General features: G+C 71.0%; 15 protein-coding genes. 5 read left to right on the forward strand and 10 right to left on the reverse strand.

Annotated elements, in window-relative coordinates; translation table 11 throughout:
* Positions 1-28 precede the first annotated feature (28 nt).
* Positions 29-1,270: a lactonase family protein gene (locus ACFY0T_RS00805; RefSeq protein WP_388863441.1), complete on the forward strand. Its 1,242-nt coding sequence runs from the start codon at positions 29-31 to the stop codon at positions 1,268-1,270.
* Here ACFY0T_RS00805 and ACFY0T_RS00810 read toward each other — a convergent pair.
* The gene (locus tag ACFY0T_RS00810) at positions 1,238-1,963 is read right to left on the reverse strand and encodes a DUF2470 domain-containing protein (protein WP_388863443.1); all 726 of its coding nucleotides are present in this window, start codon (positions 1,961-1,963) and stop codon (positions 1,238-1,240) included. The two genes, ACFY0T_RS00805 and ACFY0T_RS00810, sit on opposite strands and share 33 nt — an antisense overlap.
* Positions 1,964-2,081: 118 nt before the next feature.
* Positions 2,082-2,690 (reverse strand): TetR/AcrR family transcriptional regulator, encoded by a 609-nt coding sequence (locus ACFY0T_RS00815; RefSeq protein WP_388863445.1) that lies wholly within the window; start codon positions 2,688-2,690, stop codon positions 2,082-2,084.
* A gap of 108 nt (positions 2,691-2,798) precedes the next feature.
* On the opposite strand from ACFY0T_RS00815, the gene ACFY0T_RS00820 reads away from it, so the two are divergent.
* Positions 2,799-4,283, forward strand: a complete 1,485-nt coding sequence (locus tag ACFY0T_RS00820) for a cytochrome P450 (protein ID WP_388863447.1) — start codon at positions 2,799-2,801, stop codon at positions 4,281-4,283.
* Here the strand turns inward: ACFY0T_RS00820 and ACFY0T_RS00825 are convergent.
* Positions 4,245-5,102, reverse strand: a complete 858-nt coding sequence (locus ACFY0T_RS00825) for a pentapeptide repeat-containing protein (protein ID WP_388863449.1) — start codon at positions 5,100-5,102, stop codon at positions 4,245-4,247. The genes ACFY0T_RS00820 and ACFY0T_RS00825 overlap by 39 nt on opposite strands.
* A 151-nt stretch (positions 5,103-5,253) precedes the next feature.
* Between ACFY0T_RS00825 and ACFY0T_RS00830 the strand changes: the two genes are divergently transcribed.
* The 3 genes from ACFY0T_RS00830 to ACFY0T_RS00840 all read left to right on the forward strand — a co-directional run bounded on the left by ACFY0T_RS00830 (position 5,254) and on the right by ACFY0T_RS00840 (position 7,178).
* Positions 5,254-5,646, forward strand: coding sequence for a helix-turn-helix domain-containing protein (locus tag ACFY0T_RS00830; RefSeq protein ID WP_388863451.1), 393 nt, complete (start codon positions 5,254-5,256; stop codon positions 5,644-5,646).
* An 81-nt stretch (positions 5,647-5,727) separates the two neighbouring features.
* Positions 5,728-6,138: a VOC family protein gene (locus ACFY0T_RS00835; RefSeq protein WP_388863453.1), complete on the forward strand. Its 411-nt coding sequence runs from the start codon at positions 5,728-5,730 to the stop codon at positions 6,136-6,138.
* Positions 6,139-6,293: 155 nt separating this feature from the next.
* Positions 6,294-7,178 carry an SDR family oxidoreductase gene (locus ACFY0T_RS00840; RefSeq protein ID WP_388863455.1) on the forward strand — a complete coding sequence of 295 codons (885 nt, stop codon included), beginning with the start codon at positions 6,294-6,296 and terminating at the stop codon, positions 7,176-7,178.
* A 3-nt stretch (positions 7,179-7,181) separates the two neighbouring features.
* On the opposite strand, the gene sigJ is transcribed toward ACFY0T_RS00840, so the two are convergent.
* The 7 genes from sigJ to rhaS form a co-directional block, all read right to left on the reverse strand.
* Positions 7,182-8,072 carry an RNA polymerase sigma factor SigJ gene (gene sigJ, locus ACFY0T_RS00845; RefSeq protein ID WP_388863457.1) on the reverse strand — a complete coding sequence of 297 codons (891 nt, stop codon included), beginning with the start codon at positions 8,070-8,072 and terminating at the stop codon, positions 7,182-7,184.
* A gap of 51 nt (positions 8,073-8,123) precedes the next feature.
* Positions 8,124-8,957 (reverse strand): enoyl-CoA hydratase/isomerase family protein, encoded by an 834-nt coding sequence (locus ACFY0T_RS00850; RefSeq protein WP_388863459.1) that lies wholly within the window; start codon positions 8,955-8,957, stop codon positions 8,124-8,126.
* A 55-nt stretch (positions 8,958-9,012) separates the two neighbouring features.
* Positions 9,013-10,314 (reverse strand): alpha/beta fold hydrolase, encoded by a 1,302-nt coding sequence (locus ACFY0T_RS00855; RefSeq protein ID WP_388863461.1) that lies wholly within the window; start codon positions 10,312-10,314, stop codon positions 9,013-9,015.
* Positions 10,315-10,449: 135 nt separating this feature from the next.
* A complete protein-coding gene (locus ACFY0T_RS00860; RefSeq protein WP_388863463.1) occupies positions 10,450-11,475 on the reverse strand; it encodes a LacI family DNA-binding transcriptional regulator in 1,026 nt (341 codons plus the stop codon).
* A 76-nt stretch (positions 11,476-11,551) separates the two neighbouring features.
* Positions 11,552-12,976 (reverse strand): BNR repeat-containing protein, encoded by a 1,425-nt coding sequence (locus tag ACFY0T_RS00865; RefSeq protein ID WP_388863465.1) that lies wholly within the window; start codon positions 12,974-12,976, stop codon positions 11,552-11,554.
* A 27-nt stretch (positions 12,977-13,003) separates the two neighbouring features.
* Positions 13,004-13,324: an L-rhamnose mutarotase gene (locus ACFY0T_RS00870; RefSeq protein WP_388863467.1), complete on the reverse strand. Its 321-nt coding sequence runs from the start codon at positions 13,322-13,324 to the stop codon at positions 13,004-13,006.
* 62 nt (positions 13,325-13,386) lie between these two features.
* Positions 13,387-14,469: a rhamnose ABC transporter substrate-binding protein gene (gene rhaS / locus ACFY0T_RS00875; protein WP_388863469.1), complete on the reverse strand. Its 1,083-nt coding sequence runs from the start codon at positions 14,467-14,469 to the stop codon at positions 13,387-13,389.
* Between the last annotated feature and the right edge of the window lie 38 nt (positions 14,470-14,507).

A 14,507-nucleotide genomic window follows, 5' to 3' on the forward strand; every position in this document is an offset into this window, starting at 1 on the left:
TGAGGCAACCGACACCCGAGGTGCAGGCATGAGCAGTGGTGCAGAACCGGCGCGAGGCTCGGGCGGCGGCTGGACCAGGCGCCGCTTCGTCGGCGCGCTGGCGGGTGCCGCCGTGGTGACGACGGTCCCGGCACCGGCCGCCCCCAGGGCGGACCCCGCGGCGGCCACGACGACACCGGCATCACCGACCGCACCGACCGCACCGACCGCGGGATCCTCGCCGTCCCCCACCCACCGCTCCGGACCCCGCCCGCTGTTCCTCGGCACGTACACGTCGGTCGACGGCGGCGGCACCGGGATCGGCCTCGCCACCTACGACCCCGCGACGGGCCGCATCACCACTGCCGGCACCATCACGGGCGTCGGCGACCCGTCGCATCTCGCACTGCATCCGGACGGCCGGACGCTCTACGCCGTCAATGAGCGGGAGGAGGGCGGGGTGACGGCCGTACGGCTCCCGAAGAACAAGGTGCTCGGCACGCGCGGCACCGGCGGCGGAGGCCCCTGCCACCTGTCCGTACATCCGAGCGGGCGCTGGCTGCTGAGCGCCAACTACGGCTCGGGCAGCGTGGCCGTGCACCCCATCGAGGCCTCGGGCGCGCTCGGCGAGCGCAGCGACCTGGTCACGCACTCCAGTCCGGCGCCCGGTCCGGGCCAACAGGGCCCGCACGCCCACCAGTTCATCACGAGCCCCGACGGCGGCCACGTGCTCGCCGTCGACCTGGGGACCGACACCGTGTACACCTACCGCCTCGACCAGTCCAAGGGCACGCTCACCGAGGTCTCCCAGGCGCAGACGCGGCCGGGCGCGGGCCCGCGCCATCTCACCTTCCACCCCGGTGGCCGCTACGCCTATCTCGCCAACGAGGTCGACAACACCGTCGTGGTCTGCGGCTACGACCCGGCCACCGGTCGGCTCACGCCGGGCGATCCGCAGTCCACGGGCACGGGCGGGGGCACGAGTTACCCGGCACAGATCCTGGTGACGTCGAACGGGTCGTACGCCTATCTCGCCAACCGCGGCCACAACAGCCTGACGCGCTACGCCATCGAGGCGGACGGAGCCCGCCTCAGGCTCCTGGACACCGTGCCGGTGGGCGGCGACTTCCCGCGCCAGATCGCGTTCTCGCCGGACGGGCGGCTGCTGTTCGCCGCCAACCAGAAGTCGAGCACGGTCAGCGTCTTCCACGTGGACGACACGAGCGGTGAACTCCGGCTCGCGGGCGAGCCGTTCGCCTCACCCGTCGCCGTCTGTGCGCTGCCGCTGTAGCGCGCGGGGGCAGGCGGTGGAGCTCGCCTGTGTGAGCAGGACGTGCATGCGCTCCGTGAGCGCGGAGACGTCGTCGGCGGGTGCGTGGAAGGGCAGGCGCACGTCGCCGTTGCCGCGCGCCCGCTCGATGCGCAGGGTGAGTCCGTGGCGGTCGACGGCGAGCGGCTGGACGCGGACCGCGCCGTGCAGGCTGTCCGGTTCGACGAGGCGGGTGAGCCGTTCGACCGCGTCCGGGTGGGCGTCGGCGAGGTGGGTCAACAGGGTGGCCTCGGCCGTCGCGAGGGGGTCGGGCTGGGCGTCCGCGAACTCGTCGAGGTCGAGCACGACCGTCCCGGACGGCCTGCGCAGCACCGCGCGCGTCGGCCGGAACGCCAGGTGTCCGTCCTCGGGGACGAACCAGCCGGCGAGCCACAGCCGGGCGCGGATCCGGTTGCGCAGCGGGACGGGCGCGACATCGGCGAACTCGAGGACGGCGGACGGCTCGCCGCGCGGCGCGCAGATCGCGGCCGCGAGCAGTGCACTGTCCTCCGGTACGTGCAGGAGCACCCGGCCGTCCGCGGCGACGGTGTGCGCGCCGACGAACTCCTCCCGGCCGCCCTCAGCGGTCACCGCGCAGGACCAGGCCGCGGCGAGTACCGAGCGGGCGCGTTCCGCCGCGGCGGGCGCGGCCGTCCAGGTGTGACGGTCACCCATCAGATTCCTCCTTAGGTAAGGCTTGCCTAACCTATCGAAGATCCGGGTGTACGCCAACCACGCCTCGCCATCCTGTGAGCACGCGGTTCGGGAAGCGGCCCGGCCGGAGGGGGCCGACTCAGGGAGTGATCGCACCGAGCAGCGCCCGCGCGCACAGATCGCGCACCTGCTCGCGGGTCAGCTCTGCCCCTCTGAGCCATTCCAGGCACACGGCCGTGGTGAACGCCAGCCATCCGCGCACGGCGATCCGGAGTTCGGGACGGTCCTCCGGCGCCCAGCCGAGCTCCGGGTCCGCGGCGAGCGCCTCGATGATCTGCCGCTCCTGCGCGGCCAGCGCCTGCTGATAGACCTTGCGTACGGCCTGGTCGCCCGCCGCGTCGGCACGGTGGAAGGCGCGGAAGCCGTGCGCGTGCTCCTCCACGTACCCGAGGAAGGTGTCGAGGCCGGCGCCGAGTTGCTCCCGCACCGGAATTCCGGGCACGGCCGCGGTCATCCGCAGCATCCGCTTGCTCTCGCGCTCGACGACGGCCGCGAAGAAGTCCCGTTTCGTCGGGAAGTAGTGGTATAGGAGGCCGCGCGAGACTCCGGCGATCTCGGCGACCTGCTCGATCCACACGTCGTCGTACGGGCTCTCCGAGAACAGACAGGCCCCGACCGACAGCAGCTGCTCCCGGCGCTCCTCGGTGCTGAGCCGCCGACGCGGGCGCTCCCCCTGTTTCCCGGCCATGCCCGCACTTTACTTGACGTCGGTTCAACAACGGGACGAGACTGAAATCCGTTATTGAACCCGCGTACAACAGATTCGATCTGCCCCAGGCACGAAGGAGATGGCGTCATGGCGGAGACGACGGGGGCCGCACTGCCCAAGGGGTTCCGCAGCGCGGAGCTGGGCTGGCCGGAGCTGCACCGCATTCCGCATCCGCCGCGCCGCGTCCCGCTGATCGGCGATGTGCTCGGCGCCAACGTCCGTTCGCCCGTACAGGACTCGATGCGCTTCGGCCGCCGGCTCGGGCCGATCTTCCGGCGCAAGGCCTTCGGCAAGGAGATCGTCTTCGTCTGGGGTGCGGAGCTCGCGGCCGAGCTGGCGGACGAGTCGCGGTTCGCCAAGCATGTGGGCCTGGGTGTCGCCAATCTCCGGCCGGTGGCCGGAGACGGCCTGTTCACGGCCTACAACCACGAGCCCAACTGGCAGCTGGCGCACGACGTCCTGGCGCCCGGCTTCAGCCGCGAGGCGATGGAGGGCTACCACCCGATGATGCTGGCCGTGACCGAGCGGCTGACGGACCACTGGGACCGGGAGCAGGCGGCGGGACGCCCCGTGGACGTGCCCGGCGACATGACGAAGCTGACGCTGGAGACGATCGCCCGGACCGGCTTCGGCCATGACTTCGGTTCCTTCGAGCGCGCCCGGCCGCATCCCTTCGTGAACGCGATGGTGGGCACCCTGACGTACGCGCAGCGCCTCAACGTCGTCCCCGCCCCGCTGGCTCCGCTGCTCATGCGCGGCGTCGCCCGTCGCAACGAGGCGGACATGGCCTACCTCAATCGCACGGTCGACGCGGTGGTGGAGGCCCGCCGATCCGCGAGCGGGGAAGGGGACCTGCTCGACCGGATGCTGGAGACAGCGCACCCGGAGACCGGGGAACGGCTGGCGCCGGAGAACATCCGCCGGCAGGTCATCACCTTCCTGATCGCGGGCCACGAGACCACGTCCGGCGCGCTCTCCTTCGCGCTGCACTACCTGTCCCAGCACCCGGACGTCGCCGCCCGCGCCCGGGCGGAGGTGGACCGCGTCTGGGGCGACACGGACCGGCCCGGCTACGACCAGGTCGCCAAGCTGCGCTACGTCCGCCGGGTCCTCGACGAGTCGCTGCGGCTGTGGCCGACGGCGCCGGCCTTCGCCCGCGAGGCCCGGCAGGACACGGTGCTGGGCGGTGTCCACCCGATGCGGCAGGGCGCGTGGGCGCTGGTCCTGACCGCGATGCTGCACCGCGATCCCGAGGTGTGGGGCCCCGACGCCGAGAAGTTCGACCCGGACCGCTTCGACGCGAAGGCGGTACGGGCCCGGCCCGCGCACACCTTCAAGCCGTTCGGCACCGGGGCGCGGGCCTGTATCGGCCGCCAGTTCGCGTTGCACGAGGCGACGCTGGTCCTCGGGCTGCTGCTGCGCCGCTACGAGCTGCGGGCCGACCCGGACTACCGACTGCGGGTGGCCGAGCGGCTCACGCTGATGCCGGAGGGGCTGCGGCTGCACCTCGAACGCCGTGCGCCCACACCGGATTCAGTGCCGGCCCGCCCAGTGGCCCGGGCGGCTGACTGACTCCGGCAGCCTGGTGCCGGCGCTGCCGCGGGCCGCGTTCAGCTGCGGCTGGGTCAGGAAGAACGCGCCGGTCAGATCGGCGTCCGTCAGGTCGGTGTCGCGCAGATCGGCACCGATCAGGTCCGCGTCGCGCAGGTCGGCGCCGGTCAGGTCGGCGGCGATGAGGTAGGCGCCGCGCAGATTGGCGCCGCGCAGGTCGGCTCCCTTGAGACGGGCGCCCATCAAGTCGGCGCCGCGGCGGTCCTTGGGGCGGCCCTTCTTTCCGCGGCCGGCGGCTCCCGCGCGCACGAGTTCACTGGTCCGCAGCAACAGCACATTGACGTCCTGGCGGTGCGCGGCCACGTCCAACTTCGCGAGTTCTTCCGGGGTTTGGCGGGTGAGCCGGTCCGTCGTGTCGAGCGCGCGCCGGACGTCGGCGTGCACCGAACGGGCGGCGGGAAGCGTCAAGGCCTCGTTGAGGTACCAGAGCAGTTCGTGGAGCTGGCGGACGACCGGGAACACGTCGAACATCTGCCGGGCGCGCTCCCGCGACCCCGAGCGCCAGTCCTCACCGCCGAAGGTGACCTGGGAGACCTTCTGCCCGGCGCCGAAGCAGTCGTACACCGTGCAGCCCGTGAAGCCCTTCTGCCGCAGCCGCGTGTGGATGCCGCACCGGAAGTCGGTCTCCAGGTTCGGGCAGGGCTTCCCCGCGTCCTTGTCGAGGGCGAAGTCCGCGGAACGCGCGAAGGGCAGCGCGACACAGCACAGCCCGAAGCACGAACCGCAGTCGCCGCGCAGCTCGAGGCGTCTGTCCTGGGCTGTTCCGCTGTCTTCTCGCATGACGCCCAGCCTACTGAGACCGGGACGGACCCCCTGGTCCAGGGGCTGACGGAGGGCCGAGCCCCCTGGGTCGTGGGTGCCTCGCCGGACGCGCAGCGGATCGGTCACCGGATCAGTCACGGTCGGCGGAGAACCATGGTCTGATGGCGCCGTGAGCCGCGCCGCAGAAGAGAGCAACCGCCGCATGCTGCGGGCACGGGACGCCATGGACCGCGCCTACGCGCAGCCGCTGGACGTCCCGGCCCTGGCCCGGATCGCCCATGTGTCGGAGGCGCACTTCACGCGCACCTTCCGGGCCACGTTCGGCGAGACGCCGCACCGTTACCTGCAGCGCCGCCGGGTCGAGCGTGCGATGTTCCTGCTGCGGGAGACCGACCGCAGTGTCACGGACATCTGCTTCCAAGTCGGCTTCGGCAGCCCGGGAACTTTCAGCCGCACGTTCCGCGACATCGTCGGCCGGTCACCGAGGACGTACCGCAAGGAAGCGGCGGCCACGGCCGTACCGACGTGCTTCACGATGGCGTGGACGCGGCCGAGTGCCTGACGGTCCGCCCTGCGGGTACCGTCCGCCGATGGAGCAGTTTTGGATAAGTTTTCGTGCGGAGTGCTCGGTAGCGTGATGCACATGTTCAACGCCATCACGCATTCACAGATCTACGTCCTCGACCAGGACGAGGCCCTCGACTTCTACGTCGGCAAGCTCGGCCTGGAGGTCAACGCCGACGTCGACCTGGGCTTCATGCGCTGGCTCACCGTCAGCGTCCCCGGTCACCCGGAGCGCCAGATCCTGCTGGAGAAGCCGGGCCCTCCGGCGATGTCCGAGGAGACGGCGCAGCAGGTCCGCGAGCTGTTGACCAAGGGCGCGACGGGTGGCCACCTCATCTTCAGCACGGACGACTGCCGCAAGACATACGAGACGCTGCTGGGCCGGGGCGTCGAATTCACCGAGGAACCCACCGATCGCCCGTACGGAATCGACTGCGGCCTCCGCGACCCCTTCGGCAACAGCATCCGCTTCACCCAGCCGAAGGCCTGAGGACCGTCCGACATTTCAGCCCCTCCCGCGTTGGAGGAGCGGAGTCTGGGGCGGAGCCCCAGGTAAGGGACGGGCAGGAGCGGAGGGGGCGAAAAACTCCTCACCGCACCCCGCTGCCCCTGGAGGTTTGGAGGCGCCCGGGGTATCGAGGCGGCATGGATGACGCGCCCCTCCCCGGTCTGCCCGGTCTCCCCGCCCCTCCCCCGCCGGGAGCGAGCGCGCTGCCGCCCGGCACGTACGACGGCTCGCTGGTGATGGTCACCGGCGGCGGCACGGGCCTCGGAAAGGCGATCGCGGCGGAGTTCGCCCGCCTGGGCGCCGATCTGGTGATCGTCAGTCGCGGGGAGGAGCATCTGCGGTCCGCACACAAGGAGTTGGCGGCACTGGGCACGCGAGTGACCACCGCCGTGTGCGACGTACGGGACGCGGAGCGCATCGCCGAGGTGTTCGCCGCATGCCCACTGCCTGACGTCCTGGTCAACAGCGCGGCCGCGAACTTCCCGGTCCCCGCCGAGGACATGTCCCCGAACGCCTGGCGGGCGGTCGTGGACATCACGCTCACCGGGACGTTTCTGATGACCCGCGAGTTCGGCCGCCGTCACCTCGCCGCGGGCACGCCCGGTTCGGTCATCGACGTCGGTGCGTCGTACGCCTGGACGGGCGGCCCCGGTTTCGCGCACAGCGCGGCGGCCAAGGCCGGGGTGCAGTGCCTTGTCCGGACGCTGGCGGTGGAGTGGGGGCCGTACGGGATCCAGGTCAACGGCCTGGTGCCGGGGCTGATGCCGCACGAGGACATGACCGAGGACATCCGCGGACAGCTGGCCCGGGCCGACGCGCACGACGCGCGCCAGCCCGCCCTCCGGGTCGGCGCGCCGCGTGAACTCGGCTGGGCCGCCACCTTCCTGGCGTCCCCCTACGCCCGTTTCATCACCGGCCACACACTGGTGGTGGACGGTGCGAACTGGCAGCGCAGGGGGCTCGTCAGCCCGCCGGTGGTGCCGGTGCGCGACCAGCTGGGGCGGGGGCCCTTCACCGGCTGACCGTCAGTGGCCCGACTCCCCGAGGTCGAGCCGTGCGAGCCGCTCGGGGTCGGCCAGGATGTGCAGGGCGACGATCTTCCCGTCGGCGACGGTGACGGCCATGACCGACAGCGGCTGCCCGTCGATCGTCGCGACCACGCCCACCTCGCCGTTGATCCGCACGAGCCGCGAGGACGCCGCGAACCGCGCGAACGTGAGCGCCTGTTGGGCCACCGCCGTCGCACCACGGACCAGCTTGGACGCGGCGGCGCCGCCGACCAGCGGGCCCGAGTCGGCGCGCAGGACGACGTCGGGGTCGAGGACGGAGAGGAGGGCCTCGAAGTCTCCGGCGCGCGAGGCCGCGAGGAAGGCGTCGAGGACCTTCTTCTGCCGGGTGACGTCGCGCTCGGGCTCCGGAGCGGCTCCCTGCACCCGGCGGCGGGCCCGGCTGGCGAGCTGGCGGGTCGCGGCCGAGGAGCGGCCCACGATCGGCGCGATGTCGTCGAAGGGCACCGCGAACATGTCGTGCAGCACGAACGCGAGCCGCTCGGCGGGCTCCAGCGTCTCCAGGACCACGAGGAGGGCAAGCCCGACGGAGTCGGCCAGCAGCACTTCCTGCTCGGGGTCGATCCGCTCCAGGGGACTGACGACCGGGTCGGGGACGAAGGTGTCCATGGGCTCCTCGCGGCGCGACGCGCGGGAGCGCAGCATGTCCAGGCACACCCGGCCGACCACGGTGGTCAGCCAGCCGCCGAGGTTTCTGACCTCGTCGGCGTCGGTGCGGCTGAGCTTCAGCCAGGCCTCCTGGACGGCGTCGTCCGCCTCGCTAAGCGAGCCGAGCATCCGGTATGCCACCGCTCTCAGGTGGCCGCGGTGCTCTTCGAACCGGTCCGCGAGGAGTTCGCTGTCGTGCATCGGTCCCCCATCCTCCGTGGTGCAGAACAGTGACCGATCAAAACATGCCGGTCACTTCCCCTCGAAGCGGGGCACGCGGCGGGCGCCCTTCGCCCCGTATCCCTCGCGCGCGTCGTCCGAGGTCAGGGTGAGCGCGGCCGACATGGCCGTGCGGTCGAGGGCGGCGGCGAGCCCGGCGTCGGCGTACGTGTCGATGTCGTGCTTGATGCCCTGTACGGCGAGGGGCGCGTTCGCCGCGATCTCGGCGGCGACGGCACGGGCTGTCTTGTCCAACTCGTCGGGTGCGGTGACGAGTTGGACGAGGTGGAGGCGCTCGGCCGAGGCCGCGTCCAGGCGGCGGCCCGTCAGCGCGAGCAGTTTCGCCCATCCCGCGCCCGCCTCGCGCGCGATGCGAAGATCACCGCCCGTGTCGACCGCGACTCCGAGCTGCGCCTCCGGCAGCGCGAACACCGCGTCGTCGGCCGCGATCCGGACGTCCGCCATCAGCGCGAGCTCGAACCCGAAGCCGAGGCAGTAGCCCCGTATCGCGGCGATGACCGGCTGGGGCAGCCGCGCGAAGGCGGCGAACCGTTCATGGGCCCAGCGGATGCCCTCGTAGTAGTTGCGGGCGCGCTCCGCGCCGGACCGGCCCGTGATCGTGCCGCCCGGCGCCGTGACGTCGATCCCCGCGCAGAAGGCCCGCCCCTCGGCCCGCAGCAGGACCACCCGGATCGACTCGTCGAAGCGGATCCGGTCGGCGAACAGGCCGAGTTGGCGCGTGGACTCCCAGCTCCAGGCATTGAGCTTGGCCGGGCGGCAGAGGGTGAGGACGCCGATGCCGTCCTCGACGTCGAGGCGCAGCCGCTCCTCACCCTCCGGGATGTCCGTACGCGTGGTGTCGATCATCCGTACCCCCAAGGATTCTGACGGTCCGTCAGGATTCTAGGGGGCCTCGGAGAACTCAGACCTCGTCGCGCGTCAGCGCCAGCAACCGGTCCAGGACGCGCGGCCCGCCGGCCCGTACGCCGTCGTGCTCGAACTCGTCCGTCACCCAGGTGCGCAGACCCCGGATGGCGCGCGCGGTGCGCAGGGAGTGCTCGGCGTCGACGTACATGTCGTCGTGGTAGACCGCCGCGGCGACGGGCACCTCGTTGGCGGCGAGGCGGGCGGGGTCGTACAGCGGCGGCCAGTCGGTGCGGGCGGCCAGTTCCTCGGCGGTCTCGCGCAGGGGGCGAAGGGCCGGGTCGGTCTCGAACGTCCAGGGGTGCACGGACTCGCCGGTGAACAGCAGCGGCCCCTCCTCCGTGAGCGTCTTGGCAGCGTCGAACTGCGGGAACTCGGCGCGCACCCGCTCGGCGGACCAGGCGGTGGGCCGGTCGTCCTGGGCGTAGCAGGCCTCGTGGACGAGCGCGTACAGGGGGTGGCCCGCGTACGAGAGGAGGCTCTGGACGTCCTCCTGGAAGGCGTCGGAGAGGGCCGGGCCCTGCGGGGTGCGGACGAAGGCCTCCTCCAGGAGGTAGTGCAGACGGTGGCTCCCCTCGCTGCCGCCGAGGACGATGCCGAGGGACTGGAAGGCCTCGACGGTCAGCCGGTAGCCGCCGTTCAGGACCGGCTCGTGCTGGAGGACGTACTCCGCGATCTGGCGCGCCCGTTCGACGTCCTGCGGGTAGCGCGCGTAGTGCGCGGCGACCTTGCGCTCGATGCGGGGGTACGCGGCCCGGTAGACGTCGTCCGCGTGCGCGTCGAGGGAGGGCAGGCCACCCGTGATGACGGCGGCGCGCAGCCCCTCGGGGGCGGTGGACAGGTACTGCACGGTACAGAAGCCGCCGAAGCTCTGGCCGAGTACGGTCCAGGGGGCGCCGCCGGTGAGCCGGGGGCGGATGGCCTCGCAGTCGCGGACGATGGAGTCGGCGCGGAAGTGCGCGAGGTAGTCGGCCTGGGCGCGTGGGCCGCCGCGCAGCGGCAGGGTCTGCCGGTTGGCCGGGGAGGAGTGGCCGGTGCCGCGCTGGTCGAGGAGCAGCACCCGGAAGTCCTTCAGGGCGCGCCCGAGCCAGGCCTGCTTGCCGACGAAGCGGTTGGCGCCGAAGCCGGGGCCGCCTTGGAGGTAGACCAGCCAGGGGAGGTCCTGGTGCGCCTTGTCGCTCGCGACGACCTCGCGGGCGAACAGCTCGATGCTCTCCCCCGCCGGGTCGTCGTGGTCGAGGGGCACGGTGAAACGGTGGTCGGTGAGGACGACACCGGGCTGGCGGTAACTGACGGTCAACAGGGCTCCCGAGACGAACGGATTCCAGGCTGCGTCCCAGTTGAGCACATGTTCCGCAGGCTGCGGGGCCCGGGGATCAAGAAATCCTACTGAACAGCGGCTCAGCCCTGCGGTCGACAGGAACTGAACTGCCGCTCAGCGCGGCGACAGACTGGAGCGGCGCACCACCAACTCCGGCTGGAGCACGAGCCGCCGGTGCTCGTGCGGCGTGGGCGCGGTCTCCGTCTCGATCTCCTCCAGGAGCAGCTCGGCGGCGAGGGCGCCCATGGTCACCGCGGGCTGGCGTACGGAAGTGAGCGGGACGGCCGCGGCGGCCGCGAACTCGATGTCGTCGTATCCGACGATGGCGAGGTCGTCGGGGACGCCGACCCCGGCCGCATACATGGCCTGCAGGACGCCGAGCGCGAGCAGGTCGTTGGCACAGAAGACGGCGGTGGGCCGCTCGGCGAGGCCAAGCAGCCGGGCGCCGGCGTCGCGTCCCGCGGCCACGTCGAGGCGCTCGGTGGGCAGCTCGCGCAGGCAGTCCGGGCCGAGCCCCGCCTCGGCCAGCGCGTTCAGGGCGCCGGTCCGGCGGTCGCGCACCTGGTTCAGCCCGGGCGGCCCGCTGACGTACGCGATGGAACGGTGACCGGCGTCCACGAGATGCCGTACGGCCAGCGCGCCGCCCGCCACGTCGTCGACCGACACCGAGCACTCGGTGGTGCCCTCGGCGACCCGGTCGACCAGCACGAACGGGATGCCGTTGCGGCGGAAGGCCTCGATGTTTCGCCCGCTCGCGTCGGTGGGCGTCAGCAGCACCCCGCGCACCCGCTGCTCGGCGAAGAGCGACAGATAGTCGGCCTCCTCGCTCGAGCTCTGCGCGCTGTTGCAGACCATCACGCCGAGGCCGGCGTCCCGCGCGGCGCGCTCGGCGCCGCGCGCCACGTCCACGAAGAACGGGTTGCCCATGTCGAGGACGAGCAGCCCCATGATCCGGCTGCGCCCCGCCCGCAGCTGACGCGCGGATTCGCTGCGGACGTAGCCGAGCCGGTCGATGGCGGACTGCACGCGCGCCCGGGTCTCGGAGGCGACCGTGTCGGGGCGGTTGATCACGTTCGAGACCGTGCCGACGGAGACTCCGGCGGCACGGGCGACGTCCTTGATACCCACCGACTGGGCCATCAGGCGGGAACCTCCAGGGAAACGAGAAGCGGCGGGCAGGCCCTCACATTACCCGCGTGCCCGCCGGTAACGATGCTCACGAGGGCAGCCGGAAATCGATGACATGCAGCGGCGAGGGGGTCGTGCCGCTGGACTTCTCCTGGTACATGAACGACAGGATTCCATCCTGCGAGACGCGCATCTCGTCGATCACGACCTCGCCGAAGGCATTCAGGCCGCTGCCGTCGTACAGGAGCTTCCAGTCGGTGTACCCCGAGGACTTCGAGGCGCCGGCGATGCGGCCGAAGGGCAGGATCGCGTAGGCGTTGTCGTACTTGTCGAGGACCAGCTTGGTGCGCTGGCTGGAGTTCAGGGCGATCGGGATCTCGGTCTTGGTCCAGGTGCCCGAGGCGTTCTTGCGGACGTGGAAGGCGCGGCCGTTGGTCGTCCGGTCGGTGACGTAGTTGGTGGTGCACTGGCCGAAGCGGCCGGGCACATAGCTGATGATCGCGTGCGGCAGGCCGGTGGAGTCGGTGGCCTGGCTCTCCTGGTTCATCAGGGAGTGGTCGGGGTTGAGCGGGTCGACGACGAGCCCACTGTCGGTGACCGCGACCTTGTCCGAGCCGCCGGTGGTGCCGACGACGGTACCGGCGTTGTTGCGCCAGGTGCGGGCGCGGTCGTCGGAGTAGACGTAACCGGTGTCGTGGTTGGTGATGCCGCCGCTGTTGCACATCACGGCGCCGTTCTGCTCGCGCCAGGTGAAGAAGGAGTGCAGACGGCCGTTCTTGTCGTAGTCGATGCCGTGCAGATACATGTTGCGGGCCGTGCTGGCGCCGTGCGCGCTGGTGTAGGTGCCGGTGGAGCTGCTCCACTCGCCGACGCTGGTCCACGACGTGCCGTCGTACTCGGCGAGGGCGTTGCGCCCGTTCCCGGAGATCCCGACGCGATAGCTGAGCTGGAGCTTGCCCTCGGGCGTCGAGATGAACTGGGGGTAGGTGAACTGCGAGGTGAGCGCGAGCCCGTCCAGGGTGGACTGCGGGGCGCCGAAGCGGCTCGCGGTCCAGCTCAGGCCGGAGGGGTTGTCCAGGAGACCGGCCACCGACTTGACGTAGGTGAAACCGTCGCTGTGGGAGTCCATGTTGAGGTGCAGTCGGCCGTCGGTCTTGGAGACGCCCATGGAGATGACGTTGTGGGAGTCGCTGGTCTTGAGCGTGTGGCCGACCTGGGCCGTCGACCAGGTGCTGCCGCCCAGCACGCGGCGGCCGACGACGGCGTTGCGGTCGGCGGTGTACCAGACGGCGTACTGGTAGCCCTTGTAGGTCAGCAGACCGTTCTTCTGGAACGAGTTGTTGTTGACCAGGCCGTCGTAGGAGACGAAGAAGATGGCCTGACTGTCGAGCGTGGTGCTGCCGGTCTGGGTGACCGAGGGGCCGGGGTCGGCCGCCCGTGCGGTGCCGGCGGCGAGGGCGGGGGTGCCCACGGCCCCCAGGAGGGTGGCGGCCAGCAGCGTGCGTCGTCTCATCTCGGGGGACTCCCTTGTCGGGCGGTGTCAGGCGAGGTGGAACACTTCGGTGAGCGGTTTCATGGCCTCGTCGGGACGGGCTCCGTCGAGGGACTCGAAGAACGGCGCCATCTCGGCCTGCCAGCGGGCGTTGACCTCGGCCGCTTCCATACCGGCCAGGGCAGCCTCGAAGTCCTCGGTCTCCAGGTAGCCGACGAGCAGACCGTCGTCGCGAAGGAAGAGCGAGTAGTTGTGCCAGCCGGTGGCCGAGAGCGCTTCGAGCATCTCCGGCCACACGGCGGCGTGGCGTTCGCGGTACTCGGCGATCCGGTCCTCACGGACCTTGAGGAGGAAACAGACGCGCTGCATGAAGTACCGCTCCTGTACGAGAAGTTGAACTACGAGAAGTCGAACTACTAGAAGCTGAACTACTAGAAGTTGAACTGGTCGATGTTCTTCGCGTTGAACACGGTCGGCTTGCCCAGGTTGATCACGCCGTCCTTGCCGATGGTGAAGGAGCCCATGTCACCGGCCTTGAAGGTCTCGCCCTCCTTGCCGGTGATCTGCCCGGAGGAGAGCGCCACGGCGGTCCGCGCGGCCAGCTCGCCGAGCTTCGCCGGGTCCCACAGCTCGAAGGCCTCGACGGTGCCGTTCTTGACGTACTTGCGCATGTCGTTGGGGGTGCCGAGGCCGGTCAGCTTGACCTTGCCCTTGTACTTGGAGCTGGACAGGTACCCGGCCGCGGCCTTGATGCCGACGGTGGTCGGGGAGATGATCCCGGCCAGCTTCGGGTGCTCCTGGAGGAGGCCCTGGGTCTGCTGGAAGGACTGCTGGGCGTCGTCGTTGCCGTACGCGACCTTCACCAGCTTGATGTTCTTGTACTTGGGGTCCTTCAGCTCGTCCTTCATGAAGTCGATCCAGGTGTTCTGGTTCGTCGCGGTCTGCGCCGCGGACAGGATCGCGATCTCGCCCTTGTAGCCGATCTGCTCGGCGAGCAACTGCACCTCGGTGCGGCCCAGGTCCTCGGCGCTGGCCTGCGAGACGAAGGCGTTGCGGCAGTCGGCCTTGGTGTCGGAGTCGTAGGTGACGACCTTGATCTTGTTCGTCATGGCCTGCTTGAGCGCGGTGCACAGGGCGCCCGGGTCCTGCGCCGACACCGCCATGGCGTTGACCTGCTGCTGGGTGAGGGTGTTGACGTAACTGACCTGTCCGGAGGTGTCGGTGGCGCTGCTGGGGCCGACCTCCTTGTACTTGGAGCCCAGCTCCGTCAGGGCCTTCTCGCCGCCCTTGTCGGCGGAGGTGAAGTACGGGTTGTTGACCTGCTTGGGCAGGAAGCCGACGGTCAGGCCCTTCTTGGTGGCCGCGTTGGGGTCGGCCTTGCCGGCGGCGGCGTTCGAGCCGCCCGAGTCCTTGACGTCGTTCTTGGTGGTGCCGCCGCAGGCGGTGGCGGCCAGGGCGAGCGAGGTGACGGCGGCGAGCGCCGCAGCTGTGCGGCGGATCGAGGACTTGCGCATGGCGTTGTTCCTTTACGAGGGTGAGCGGAGGGGTTACA

Origin of the sequence: Streptomyces sp. NPDC001530 (assembly GCF_042894545.1) — a bacterium.
Taxonomy (GTDB): domain Bacteria; phylum Actinomycetota; class Actinomycetes; order Streptomycetales; family Streptomycetaceae; genus Streptomyces.

What these genes read in the sequence shown, in the direction of transcription:
- ACFY0T_RS00805 (WP_388863441.1), top strand. Translation starts at nt 29, where the DNA reads ATGAGCAGTGGTGCAGAACCGGCGCGAGGCTCGGGCGGCGGCTGGACC.
- ACFY0T_RS00810 (WP_388863443.1), bottom strand. Translation starts at nt 1,963, where the DNA reads ATGGGTGACCGTCACACCTGGACGGCCGCGCCCGCCGCGGCGGAACGC.
- ACFY0T_RS00815 (WP_388863445.1), bottom strand. Translation starts at nt 2,690, where the DNA reads ATGGCCGGGAAACAGGGGGAGCGCCCGCGTCGGCGGCTCAGCACCGAG.
- ACFY0T_RS00820 (WP_388863447.1), top strand. Translation starts at nt 2,799, where the DNA reads ATGGCGGAGACGACGGGGGCCGCACTGCCCAAGGGGTTCCGCAGCGCG.
- ACFY0T_RS00825 (WP_388863449.1), bottom strand. Translation starts at nt 5,102, where the DNA reads ATGCGAGAAGACAGCGGAACAGCCCAGGACAGACGCCTCGAGCTGCGC.
- ACFY0T_RS00835 (WP_388863453.1), top strand. Translation starts at nt 5,728, where the DNA reads ATGTTCAACGCCATCACGCATTCACAGATCTACGTCCTCGACCAGGAC.
- ACFY0T_RS00840 (WP_388863455.1), top strand. Translation starts at nt 6,294, where the DNA reads ATGGATGACGCGCCCCTCCCCGGTCTGCCCGGTCTCCCCGCCCCTCCC.
- sigJ (WP_388863457.1), bottom strand. Translation starts at nt 8,072, where the DNA reads ATGCACGACAGCGAACTCCTCGCGGACCGGTTCGAAGAGCACCGCGGC.
- ACFY0T_RS00850 (WP_388863459.1), bottom strand. Translation starts at nt 8,957, where the DNA reads ATGATCGACACCACGCGTACGGACATCCCGGAGGGTGAGGAGCGGCTG.
- ACFY0T_RS00860 (WP_388863463.1), bottom strand. Translation starts at nt 11,475, where the DNA reads ATGGCCCAGTCGGTGGGTATCAAGGACGTCGCCCGTGCCGCCGGAGTC.
- ACFY0T_RS00865 (WP_388863465.1), bottom strand. Translation starts at nt 12,976, where the DNA reads ATGAGACGACGCACGCTGCTGGCCGCCACCCTCCTGGGGGCCGTGGGC.
- ACFY0T_RS00870 (WP_388863467.1), bottom strand. Translation starts at nt 13,324, where the DNA reads ATGCAGCGCGTCTGTTTCCTCCTCAAGGTCCGTGAGGACCGGATCGCC.
- rhaS (WP_388863469.1), bottom strand. Translation starts at nt 14,469, where the DNA reads ATGCGCAAGTCCTCGATCCGCCGCACAGCTGCGGCGCTCGCCGCCGTC.